At 72.1% G+C, this 12,088-nt stretch carries 9 protein-coding genes; 4 read left to right on the plus strand and 5 right to left on the minus strand.

Going from position 1 to position 12,088, the window contains the following annotated elements:
- Positions 1-31 precede the first annotated feature (31 nt).
- Positions 32-2,332 (minus strand): transglycosylase SLT domain-containing protein, encoded by a 2,301-nt coding sequence (locus IPI43_23875; protein MBK7777128.1) that lies wholly within the window; start codon positions 2,330-2,332, stop codon positions 32-34.
- A 119-nt stretch (positions 2,333-2,451) separates the two neighbouring features.
- On the opposite strand from IPI43_23875, the gene IPI43_23880 reads away from it, so the two are divergent.
- The 4 genes from IPI43_23880 (at position 2,452) to IPI43_23895 (ending at position 7,844) form a co-directional block, all read left to right on the plus strand.
- Positions 2,452-4,713 (plus strand): DUF5110 domain-containing protein, encoded by a 2,262-nt coding sequence (locus IPI43_23880; protein ID MBK7777129.1) that lies wholly within the window; start codon positions 2,452-2,454, stop codon positions 4,711-4,713.
- 42 nt (positions 4,714-4,755) lie between these two features.
- The gene (locus tag IPI43_23885) at positions 4,756-5,598 is read left to right on the plus strand and encodes an AraC family transcriptional regulator (protein ID MBK7777130.1); all 843 of its coding nucleotides are present in this window, start codon (positions 4,756-4,758) and stop codon (positions 5,596-5,598) included.
- Positions 5,599-5,699: 101 nt separating this feature from the next.
- Entirely contained in the window at positions 5,700-6,758 is a 1,059-nt protein-coding gene (locus IPI43_23890) for a hypothetical protein (GenBank protein ID MBK7777131.1), read from the plus strand.
- 18 nt (positions 6,759-6,776) lie between these two features.
- The gene (locus IPI43_23895; protein ID MBK7777132.1) at positions 6,777-7,844 is read left to right on the plus strand and encodes a type IV pilus twitching motility protein PilT; all 1,068 of its coding nucleotides are present in this window, start codon (positions 6,777-6,779) and stop codon (positions 7,842-7,844) included.
- On the opposite strand, the gene IPI43_23900 is transcribed toward IPI43_23895, so the two are convergent.
- The 4 genes from IPI43_23900 to IPI43_23915 form a co-directional block, all read right to left on the minus strand.
- On the minus strand, positions 7,845-8,336 hold the full coding sequence (locus tag IPI43_23900; protein MBK7777133.1) for a hypothetical protein: 492 nt from the start codon (positions 8,334-8,336) through the stop codon (positions 7,845-7,847).
- Between the two features lie 11 nt (positions 8,337-8,347).
- A complete protein-coding gene (locus IPI43_23905) occupies positions 8,348-9,766 on the minus strand; it encodes a response regulator (protein ID MBK7777134.1) in 1,419 nt (472 codons plus the stop codon).
- A complete protein-coding gene (locus IPI43_23910) occupies positions 9,763-11,070 on the minus strand; it encodes a diguanylate cyclase (protein ID MBK7777135.1) in 1,308 nt (435 codons plus the stop codon). Before IPI43_23910 ends, IPI43_23905 begins: the two co-directional genes overlap by 4 nt.
- Positions 11,071-11,650: 580 nt before the next feature.
- A partial coding sequence (locus IPI43_23915) for a hypothetical protein (GenBank protein ID MBK7777136.1) occupies positions 11,651-12,088 on the minus strand: 438 nt, incomplete at its 5' end.

A 12,088-nucleotide genomic window follows, 5' to 3' on the forward strand; every position in this document is an offset into this window, starting at 1 on the left:
TCTCGAGTCTACGGGGCTCGACGCTGCTCCGCTACTCAGGTGGGCTCGCGGCGGGCGGCCGCACGCGGAGGGTCAGCACGAAGGGCTGCGCTGGCGACTCGAGGTAGCGGTAGCGCGCGTAGTGGCTGATCACGCGGCGCACGTAGTTGCGGGTCTCGTCGAAGGGGATGTGCTCCACGAACAGGTCCACGTCGACTTCGCCCGGGGTGCGCGCCAGCCACTCGGTGACCTTGGCGTGGCCGGCGTTGTAGGCGGCGATGCTGAGCGGCATCTGCTCGTCGTAGCGCTGGAAGTGCTGCTGGATCTCGTCGATGCCGAAGCGCAGGTTGATGACCGGGTCCAGCAGCATGCCGCTGCGGTAGCGCAGGCCCAGGGCGCGGGCGCGGCGCCGCGCGTTCTCCGGCATCATCTGCAGCAGGCCCACGGCGCCCGCGTGGCTGGTGACGCCCGGGTCGTACGCGCTCTCCTGGCGCATGCTGGCCCACACGTAGGCGGGCTCGATGTCGTGGCTGCCCGCGATCTGGCGCACCTCGCGGGCGTAGGGGCGCGGGTAGGCGGCCTCCCAGGCCCAGCGGTTGTCGTCGCTCGGGGCGCGGCGCAGCAGGTCTTCTTGGCGCGCGGCCAGCCGGAACGCGGCCGGCGTGGCGCCCACCATGCGGTACGCGGCCACCAGCCACTCCACGCGGCGGTTGCGGGGCGCCTCGGCGCGGATGGCGTCGGCGCGGGCGGTGACCACCTCGGCCGCGTCGTCGGTCAGGCCCAGGTTGGCGAAGAACAGCGCGTCGTCCGGCATGTTGGGCCAGGCCGGCGGCACGAAGCCCTCCGACGGGCGAGGCGCGCCTCCCACGAACGGCCCGCGCACCGGGCGGCCCATGGCGGCCAGGCGCGCCTCGGCCAGCAGCGAGTACCAGTGCAGCGGCTCCTCGGTGCGCACGCGCTCGTAACCGAGGGCCGCCCCCTCCACGTCTCCGGTGGCCTCGAGCGCACGGGCACGCCAGTAGTGTCCGCGCCCGGCCTGCATGATCCCGCCGCCGCCCTCGGCGTACCGCACGAACAGCTCCGCAGCGTCGGCCGGCCGGCCGCTCTCGAAGGCGCTCAGCCCGAGCTCGAACAACGCGGTGCGACGCAGCTCGGGCACGCGCCGCGCGTCGCGGTGGTCCACGAAGGCGCGCATCTGCGCCTCGGCCTCGGGCAGGCTGTGGCGCAGCGAGAGCCAGGCGGCCAGGTAGAGTGCGTGGCCCGCCTGGGGGGTCCCGGCGTGGGCGTCGGCCAGCGCGCGAAACGCCACCACGGCCTCGGCGTCGCGATCCGCCCGGGCCAGCGCGCGGGCCGCGTGGAACGCGTCGTCGAGGGCGTCTGGGCCACCCGCGGCCCCCGCCTCCTGCAGCACGTCGGCAGCCTCCGCGTAGTCCTGGCGCGTCTTGTAGAGCGCCATGCCGCGCACGTGCAGCATCCGGGCCCGCGCGGCCGCGTCGGTGGGCATGGGCACGCCCTCGAGCGCGCGCAGGGCCTTGTCCGGGTCGCGCTGTGCCAGCAGGCGCTCGGCGCGGGCCAGCGCTTCGTCGGGTGTGAACAGCGGCGCGTGGCCCGCCAGCTCCGTGAAGCGCTCCGTGATCTCGCCCGCGCGCCGGTGCTCCGGGCGCTCCAGCAGGGCGTGGTGCAGGGCCTCGAGCGCGCCGTCGCGGTCTTCGAGCCCGAGGGCGGCTTCCGAGCGCAACACCCACGCGGCAAAGCGGTCCACGGGGCCCGCATCCTCGGCCAGCACGGCGTCGAGGCGCGTGCGGGCATCCGCATGGTCACCGAGGCGCAGCGCACACTCGGCGCGCTGGAAGCGGGCCAGGGCGCCCCGCGTGCGGTCGTGCGTCAGCTCGTCCAGCAGGGCGAGCGCCTCTTGGCAGCGGCGAGCCCGAATGAGCAGGCGCGCACGCCGGGCCTGGGCGTCTTCGCGTGCGGCGGGTGGCAGGCCCGTCACGTCTTCGAGTGCCGCGGCGGCGTCATCCAGGCGCCCCAGACGCTCCAGCAGGCGGCCGCGCAGGTAGCGGCCCCCGCGCGGGCGCTCGCTCACGGGGAGCGCGTCCAGCATGGCCAGCGCCTCGGCGTCGCGCCTCGCGCGCACCCGGTTGGCGAGCGTGTCGTCGTCCGTGGAGGGGTCGAGCGCGGGACGCTCAGCGGCCGCCGAAGCCGCGCCCGCTGCGGCCGGGCGCTCACCCGCGGCTTCGCTGCGTGGGCCGGGGGTGCCTGCGTCTTGGGCGGCGACCCCCACGCACGCCGCCAGCAGCCCGAGGGCGGCGAGCGAGAGGCGGGCGGGGTGGCGCGGTGACGGACGGGGCATGCGTTCAGCCTACAACGTCTCGTGCGCGCACCCATCTTCCCGTCGATTTGGCCGAAGCGACAGCTCTATGAGCCGATCGGACAAGTCAGGGACCCGGCACCCATGCAGGATACCGACCCATGCTCCCGCACACTTCACCACCCAGCTCCACGGTACTCGTCCTCTGTGTCGGGGCGCTCCTCGCGTTCGGTTGCAACAAGGCCCAGAAGGCGCCCGAACACGAGCCCGGGTTGCTCAGCGACCACGCCGCCCGCTTCGTGCCCGAGGACACGTCGCTCGACACGATCCTCCCGTCGTTCGCGCTCGACGGCTTGCGTCGAGCCACTGGGCCTGTGCCGGAGGGCTGGGGCCCGACCCCGACGTTCACGCTCGAGGACGAGACCTACTTCGCGCGGATCGCCATCGAGCCCGGCACCGACCTCTATGGGACGGGCGAGATCGCCGGCCGGCTGCTCCGGAACGGCGCCCGCACGCAGGCGTGGACCGAGATGCCGAACCCCACCACGGGCGGCCCCGGTGGTCTTGCGTACGACGATCGGCACAACCACCTCTACCAGGCCCACCCCTGGGTGCTCGCGGTCCGCGCCGACGGGTCGGCGTTCGGGGTGCTGGCCGACACCACGCGCCGCACGTGGATGGACCTCAGCGACGGCATTCGCTTCGAGGCACCCGCGCCGTTTCCGGTCGTGGTCATCCAGGGGGCGAGCCCGCAAGACGTGCTGCGCGAGCTGGCGGAGCTCACGGGGCACCTCGACATGCCCCCTCGCTGGGCCCTCGGGCACCAGCAGAGCCGCTTCTCGTACCCGGACGCAGCCGCGATGCGGGCCATCGCGAACGAGGTCCGTGAGCACGAGATCCCCACGGACGTCCTCTGGTTCGATGGGGCCTACATGGACGCGTACAAGCTCTTCACCTTCGACGACGAGGCCTTCCCCAACGCGCCCGATCTGATCGAGGAGCTGCACGACATGGGCTACAAGCTCGTGCCGATCTTCGACCCGGGCGTTCGAGTGGACGAGAGCTACCCCCTGTACCAGGAGGCTGTGGCGCAGGACCACCTGCTCCAGTTTCCAGACGGCACGATCTACGATGGCGTCGTTTGGGGGGGGCGGGAGTACGCCTTCCCCGACTACAGCTCCCGCGCCACACGGGAATGGTGGTCGCGGCACATGAGCGACTTCCTCGTCGAGAGCGGCTTCGACGGGATCTGGGAGGACATGAACGAGCCGGTCCACTATGGCGTCGTGCGCTGGGTGCTGCCGGAGACCCTGCTCACCCGCGGTGACGAGCGCTATCGCGCCGGCACGTTCACCGAGTACAACAACGTCTACGCGCTCCAGCAGCTCGACGCGTCGGAGGCGGCGTTCCGTGAAGCCTACCCGGAGCGCCGTCCGTTCATCCTCACGCGCGCCAACTACATCGGTGGGCAGCGGCACTCCGCCACGTGGACCGGAGACAACACGCACTCGTGGGACCACTTGCTCTGGTCCATCGCGATGATCCAGAACCTGGGCATCTCGGGGCAGCCGTTCTCCGGAGCGGACATCGGTGGCTTCTTCATGCCGGCCAGCAATCGGGAAACACGCAACCCCGAGCTCTTCGCCCACTGGATCGGCGTCGGTGCCTTCTACCCGTTCTGCCGCAATCACTCGGCCGGGTTGGACGATTCGTTCACCCGCACGTTCGGCGGCGGGCCGACGCAGCACCCGTGGGATTTCGGGCCCGAGATCGAGCAGGTCTACCGACAGGCCGTCGAGCGACGCTATCGCCTGCTCCCGTACCTCTATACCTTGATGCGCAACGCCGCTCTCGAGGGCGCGCTGGCCATCCGACCGGTGTTCTTCGCGGCGCCGGGGGAGGCACGCCTCCGGGCAGAAGACCGCGCCTTCCTCTTCGGCCCGGACCTCCTCATCGTTCCGCATTGGCCCGAGGGGACCATCGACAACACCGCACCGCTCGAGCTCCCGAACGGCTTCGACCGCGAGATCACGCTCGTCGGGGAGGAACCCGAGGTGGACGTCGCGCTCCCTCGCATCCGCATCCGGAACGGCGCCATCGTGCCCACGGGGGTGGTGGGACAGACGACCCGCTACGACCCTTCGTCTCCGCTCGATCTGTACATCAGCCTCGACGAAAACGGCGCTGCGACCGGTACGCTCTACGAGGACGAGGGCGAAGGGCACGGGTATCTGGAGGGCGAGTACCGCCTCATCACCCTGCGCGCCGAGACCGTCGGCGGACAGGTCATCGTCACGCTCGCGCGAGAGAGCGGTGACCTCGAGCTCCCCGCCCGTGTCGTGCGGGCGCATCTCTACCGCGACGGAGGGGTCACCACCGCGGAGGGCATGACCGACCGCGTGGAATTTGCTGCCGCTCCGTGAGCCGTTTTCCGGGCGCCCCGGTCTCTGGCACACTGCCTGCGTATGGAGTCCGTAGTACCGGTGTTCGAGCACCCGACGAGGCCGCGTCGGCATGCGTCGGTGCTGCAGTGGCGAGGGTGGCCGAGCCGGCTGCCGCAACACCGGCACGAACGCGACGCCGAGTTCGGGTTCGTCACGGTCGGCACCGGGTACTACACGACGGGTGAGCGCACCTTCCCGCTGTGCCCCGGTCGCCTCTTCTACATCCCGCCGGGCTTGCCGCATGGCTCGACGGGCGTCGACCGCCGCCTGCACTGCTGGGTCCTCTCCGTCCCCCGCACGCGCCTCGCGGCGCTGCCCGCCGAGAACACTGGGGTCGTCGGGCAGCTCTCACCGGAGCAAGCGCGCAGACTCGGTCGCATGCTGACCGACCTGGTGTCGGAGCCCGACGACGTGGCCTTCGATCTCGGCGCCGAGTATCTCGCCGCGAGCGCCCTCTCGGCGCTCGAGAGCGCCATGTTGGAGGCCACCACACCGCCGGTGCACCGCGCCGTCGAGATGGCCACCCGCCTCCTCAAGGCGGAGGGAGGGGACGGGCCACCCCTGACGCTGGACACCCTGGCGAGGCGCTGCGGGGTCAGCCGCAGCCGCCTCACCGCGCTGTTTCGCAGCGAGCAAGGGATGAGCATCGTCGAGTTTCGCAACCGGGAGCGTCTGCACCGCTGCCTGGCGCTGCACGCCGCCCAGCCCGACCTCGGGCTGACGAACGCCGCGTTCAGCGCCGGCTTTGGGAGCTACTCGCAGTTCTATCGGACGTTCTGTGATGTGGTCGGTTGCACGCCCGTCGAGTACGCGCGCCGTGCGGCAGTGCGCTCGGCGCCCGTCGGCGCCCTCGCCGCTCGTTGATGGAGGGGCGGGGCGTTCTCGGAGGCTAGGCGAAAAGATGAGCGGGGGACGCAAGGGCGCGCGGTCACGCACGACAAGGGGCCACCTCACGGAGAAACGCCATGGTCACCCCCGTTCAGCGTCAAGCCAGCCACACCACCGCGCCCGCCTCGTCCACCAGCGCTCCGGCGGCGGGCCCGCGCACGGCCACCACCGCCTCCTCCACCACGCCGCCCCCGGCGATGGACGTGCGCCGGCAGGCCGCCACCGACGTGCACACTCTGCAGGCCACGCGGGCGTCGGCCCCAGCCGCAGCCACCGACGTGGCGTACCGCAGCGCCATCAACGAAGCCGTGCGCGTGTACCTCGAGGACGGCCCGACAGGGCTGCGCCAGCACCTGGGCGACAACGGCGGCACGCTCTCGGCGCTCGGCAACGTGAGCGCCTCGCACCTCGAGCGTGACCTCGAGGCGTCGCTGGACCGCCAGGCCTCGGGTGTGCGCTCGCTCATCACCGGGACCGACGCGTCCACCATGCAGGGTGTGGTGGAGTCGGTCGCGGGCGCCCGCATCCGGCAGGGCATCGTGCAGGAAGCCGAGACCATCGTGGCGGCGCGCCTCCGCGGGCTGCACGAGATGAGCGAGTCGCTCCCGCAGCGCCTCGAGACGTTGCGTAACGCGCGACCCGGCACGCCCGAGGCCCTCGAGGCGCGCTTTCTGGGCATCCGGGGCGACTCGGGAGACCTCGCGCGCGCCCGCGCCGCCATTGCCCACAGTGCCGAGGGCTTGCAGACGTTCGCCAACCGCATGCGCGGGCAGAGCTGGCAGCCGGGAGAGTTTCCGGACGCGGCGGGGCGCGCAGCACGCCGGCTCAACCTCGAGGGGGCGGCGGACAGCTCGGGGGTCACGGCCGGGGCTCGCACCGCGGCGCCGGGAGAACACGTGCACAACGTCCTCCAGCTGGCGGAAGGGGCGAACGTGCTCCGTGAGCTGCACCACGTCGGGCACCTGGCCCGCGGGGCAGGTGGGCTGGCGGCCTCGGGTGAGGTGCTCGCGGGGAGCGCGCTGGCCGTCGGGGTCAGCGTCTCGCTCGTGGGCCTCGCCGTTGGCCTGACCATCCACCACTACACCGAGGAGGCGCACCAGGCGCACCTCGACTTTGGTCACAGCCTCGGTCTCTGAACCGGGTACTATCGCGCCATGAACGAGACCATCCTGCACGCCTTGCTCGAGGCGGGAGTTCGTCATGGCGCGAGCGACGTCCACTTCCGGCCCGGCGCGCCACCGTACTACCGCGTCAACACGCAGCTGGTCCCGCTCAAGGCCGACCCGCTGACGGCGGCCGCCACCGAGACCCTGGCGCGCCTCATCGCGGGGCCGCGCATGAAGTCCGGCGAGCACACGCAGGAGGTGGACAGCAGCTACCAGCTGCCCGGCGTGGCGCGCTTCCGCGTGAACATCTACCGCCAGCGCGAGACCTATGGCCTGGTGCTGCGCATCATCCCCACCGAGGCGCCCACGCTCGCCAAGCTGAACCTGCCGCCCGTCATCGAGACCATCGCCGACGCCGACCGCGGGCTGGTGCTGGTCACGGGCACCACCGGCTCGGGCAAGTCCACCACGCTCGCCGCCATCGTGAACCACATCAACGAGACGCGCATGGCGCACGTGCTGACCATCGAAGACCCCATCGAGTTCATGCACAGCAACAAGCGCTCCTCCATCTCGCAGCGCGAGATCGGCGTGGACACCTCCAGCTTCAACGTGGGGCTGCGCGCCGCGCTGCGTCAGGACCCGGACGTCATCCTGGTGGGCGAGATGCGCGACGCCGAGTCCATCGACATCGCGCTCAAGGCCGCCGAGACGGGCCACCTCGTGTTCTCCACGGTGCACACCACCGACGCCACCAAGACCATTGGCCGCATCCTGGGCGTGTTCCCGGCCGAGGAGCAGGAGCAGGTGCGTCAGCGCCTCGCCCAGAACCTGCACTCCACCATCTCGCAGCGCCTGCTCCCGCGCCGCGACGGCAGCGGCATGGTGGTGGCCCAAGAGATCATGCTCTGCACCGGCTCCATCCGGGAGGCCATCTCGAAGCCGGGCAGCATGTCCATCAAGGACCTCATCGAGAAGAGCCGCATCCAGTACAAGATGCAGTCCTTCGACCAGCACCTGGTGGACCTCATGAAGTCCGGGCTCATCACCAAAGAGGTGGCGCTCAGCGCGGCCACCAGCCCCTCGGACTTCGAGCGCAACCTGTCCTACACCTGATCAGCCGGGCGGCACCGTCACCGGCGAGAACACCAGGCTGTCGCTGCGCATCCGGCTCAGGCCCTCGCGCAGGGTGGGCGTCAGCTCGCCGCCGTCGGCCAGCCACGCGCGCTCCAGCATGCCCGCCGCCTCGAACGGGGTGGCCACCACGTGCACCGGAATGACCGGGCGCGAGATCCAGTTGATGGCCGTGAGCGCGGCGCGCAGGGCGGCCTTGTCCAGCACCACCACGGAGCACACCGAGTGCTTGTGGCCCAGGCTCTCGAGCTCGTCGGTGTAGAGCGCCACCTGCTTGCGATAGAGCGCGTCCACCCGTGTGGCGCGGCGGGCGTCGAAATACCACAGCACGCGCTGCTGCCGGGCGAAGCCGCCACGCATGACCACGCGCGCCTGGTCGGCGTGCTCCACCCGCATGTGACCGAACGTGGCCTGGGCCACGATAGGGAACCACGAGAGATCGGCGTAGTGGCCGTCCGGTCGCTCGGAGCTCATGCCGCCCTGACTCACGCCCGTGGGGTGCCCTTCGCTGGGGTGTACTCGCTCGGGCCGGTGGGCAGCGTGCCCAGTGCCTCGCGCACCGCGAAGGTGGCGCCCGACGCGTACTCGAAGCCGCGTGGCACGTGCACCAAGCGCACGTCCAGCGTCTCGCACAGGTCGCGCAGCGCGTTGTCGGCGGGCTTCGACCCCAACAGCATGGCCACGCGCGCGGTGGCCAAGAGCGCCCCGTAGAGCGGGCGAAAGGTGGGGTCGTGCGGCAGCACGAAGAGCTCGAGGTCCGTGCCGCCGAAGCGGATGCTGCCGAGGCCACCCAGCAGCGCGTCGCCCGCGGGCTCGGTGCCATCGGCCGCCGCCACGAACTCGCGCACCGACTGCAGCGCGCGGCTAAAGCGCAGCACGTCCTCGCTGTTGCGGGCGATGACGCCGAGGCGCACGGCCCCCTCACCACCCGCGCGGCGCAAGCGGATGGCGGCGGCCCGCATGGCGGCCACTTCGTGCTCGGCGCAGAACGCCACCTGCCCCTGCGACGCGTCGATCTCGATGGCGTCGGCCAGCTGGAGCGCGCGGATGGCGCGCAGCGTCTCGAGGTCGTGACCCGGAACCAGGTCCAGCAGCTCTTCGATGCTGCGCGGCTCGTCGAGGTGCGCGCGGATGGCGGCCACCACCGGGTCGTCCGGACCGCCGGCGTTGCGCTCGTAGACCAGCGCAGTGAGCGGCGGCAGCTCGGAGCGCACGCGCACGGACTCGTCCACGCGCCGCACGGCCTCCATGAGCAGGTAGTCCACCGCGAGCGAGATGCGCTGCGTGGGGCTGCGCGCCTCGGGCTGGAACAGGAAGCGCCCCTCGCGCAAGGCCAGCACGCGGTACACGGCCTTCTCGCCGATGGCCTGCCCGAACACGGCGTCGGTGATGCGCCCCTCGGCCAGCCAGATGGCGCCCACGCCGCTGGGCGTGTGGACCTCCAGCTTGCCCGTGCGCCGGTTCTGCGAGAACACCTGCAAGAGGTCGAAGAGCGCCACCTGCGAGAGGTCGCCCTTCAGGTCATCGGCCCCACGGGGCGCGCGCCGCCGCTGGATGACCTCGTGCACGCGCCGCGCGATCTCCTCGGCGTTGAACGGCTTCACGATGGGCTCGGCCAGCGCGTCGATGGCGCTCAGCCGCGCTGGGTCGCCCTCGCCCATGATGAACACGTGCGCGTCGCTGGTGCGCGGGTTGTCGCGCAGCACCTCGAGGAACGTGCGCACGTCCAGCACGGGCAGGTCACGGTCCACCAGCACCACTTCGGCGCTGGTCTCCACGGCGTGCTGCAGGCCCGAGCGCCCGTCGGTGGCCAGCGCCACGTGGTGATTGCGCGCACGCAGCGCCGTGGCCAGCGCCACCAGCGTGTCGTAGTTGCCGTCCACCACCAGGATGCGGCCCTTCATACGCGCACCTCCGGCTGCAGGTGATAGGCGGTCTGGAGCGCGGTGATGAGCCCGTCCACCAGGTCGAGGTCGGCGGCGTGGTAGGCCAGCAGGGTGTCGTCGGTCAGGCGCCGCGCCACCAGCATGTAGCCACCGATCTCGCTGAGGGCCAGCAGCACCACACCCTCGCGCAGGCGCTCGTCGTCCACCGGCAGGCGCAGCTCGTGGCCCGGTCCGTCGGCGTCGCCACCCAGCACCCACGCGCGCACCGACGAGTGCTCGGCGTCCACGGCGTCGGCCAGCGCGGCCACCATGCCCTGGTCACCGGCGGCGTAGAGCGTGCCCACCGCGCGGTGCCGCGTGGCGTCGCCAATGAGCGTGCGGGCGATGCGCGGCAAGAGCGCACGCGGCATGACGGCGTGCTGCGCCAGACCCAGCGCGTCGTGGTTGCGCTCGAGGTCTTCGTGCAGCGCCACGCTTCCGTCGGGCCGCTGCGTCACGTCGGCTTGGTCGCCCAGCAGCAAGTCGATGGCGCTCCAGAACGGCATGCGCGCGAGGCCCAGGCGGCGGAACACGCCCGCGCGGGACTGCTCGGCGCGCCTTCGCCCTACGCGCAGCAGGCGCCCGAGATCGCTGCCGTCGGTGGGGAAGACCGCGATGCCCACCACCGGGTCCACGCCGTCGGGGGCGTGGAAGCGCGACAGCTCGGCCAGCTCGTTGAAGCGGGCCTCGATGCGGCGCTTGGCCGCCAGCGCGCCCAGCAGGCCCGTCTCGGGCAGCAGGATGTAGTACTCGTCGTCCTCCACGCGGGCGAGGATGTCCGAGTCGCGCACCGTCTCGAGCAGCGCGTCGCTCAGCAGGCGGCGGAAGTCCAGCAGCGTCTCCGGGTCCAGCCGCGGGCGCGCCTGCTCCACGCCGTCCAGATTCACGATGAGCAGCGAGAAGCGCCGCTGGTGACGCGCGGCGCGGTCGATCTCGCGGCCGGCCACGTCGCCGAAGTACGCAAACGTGTAAGCGCTGGTCTCCGGGTCCTTGATGCCCGAGCGGGCCATGGCGTCTACGCGGCGCGCGGCGGTCATGGCCGCCGTGCCGAGCCCAGCCACCACCTCGAGGCCGGCCAGCGCCGCGGTGCTCACGTGCTCTGTCTCCAGCATGAGGACGGCGTCCAGCTCGGAGCTGCCCATCAGGGCCACGCGCACCACGTCCCGGGTAGTCTCGCCGCGCCGCTCGCGCTCCACCACCACCGAGCGTGTGGGGTCCAGCTCCAGCAGCTCGTCCTGTGTGAGCACCGCCGGAAAGCGCGTGCGCTCGCCGTGCGTGGCCACCCGCGCATAGTCCGTGGCACCCAGGTAGGCGGGCGCAAAGAGGGCCCCGCGCTGGCACCGCACTCTTCCACGCAAGCATCCAGCACGCGCGCGCCCACCACGCCCGGGTCGGTCTCCGCCACGAAGGCGGCGCAGCGGGCATAGGTGGCGGTGCGCTTCAGACTCAGCTCGCCCTCCGCGGCCAAGCGGCGGCGCTCCTGCACCAGGATGCGGCGCTCGCGGCAGCGGTCGGCGGCCACCAAGAGCGCGTCGCCCGTGAGCGGCAGCATGACGCTCTGCAGCACGCCCAGCGCCAGCGCGTGGGCCGTGTCGGCCAGCTCGCTCGGGGCGGTCATGACCACCACGTCCACATCGGGGTGCAGCGCGCGAATGTGGTGCACCAGCGCCAGGCCATCTCCGCGCGGCAGCGACAGCGACACCAGCGCCAGCTGGTGGTCGGCCTTCGTGAGCTGCGCCAGCGCGTCGGGCACGTCGGTGGCCACCGTGACCTCGTCGCCGTGGTCGCGCAGCACGCGCTCGACGAAGTTGGCTGCGGCGGGGTCGGCTGCGACGACGAGCGTCCGCAGGCGCGGGGGCGTCATCAAGCGGAGGCTCCCAGGAGGCGCGGGCTCGGCAGCCCCTCGAACACGAAGCGCGCCGGGCCGCGCATGCGCACGCGCTCGCCCGGTTCGCCCACGGTGATCTCGAGCGGGCCGCCCGGCAGGTCGAAGCGCAGCGGCGTGTGGCGTGGCGCACGCCCGGTGACCACGGCGGCCACACCCGCCGCGCAGGCGCCCGTGCCGCAGGCCAGCGTCCAGCCCGCGCCGCGCTCGTAGACGTCTAGCGTGAAGCGGGTTGCGACGCCGGGCTTCGTCCACGCCCACCGCGCTGGCGAAGCCCACGTTGACCCCCCGCGGAAACAGCGGGAGCGCCTGTACGGCGGGGCCCAGCGTGACCTGGCGGATGCGCACGGGCTCCGGCAGCACGTCGAACGTGACCGCGTGCGGGTTGCCCATGGAGACGCCTGTGAGGCGCAGCG

The sequence above is a fragment of the Sandaracinaceae bacterium genome, from assembly GCA_016706685.1.
GTDB lineage: Bacteria > Myxococcota_A > Polyangia > Polyangiales > Houyiibacteriaceae > JADJJE01.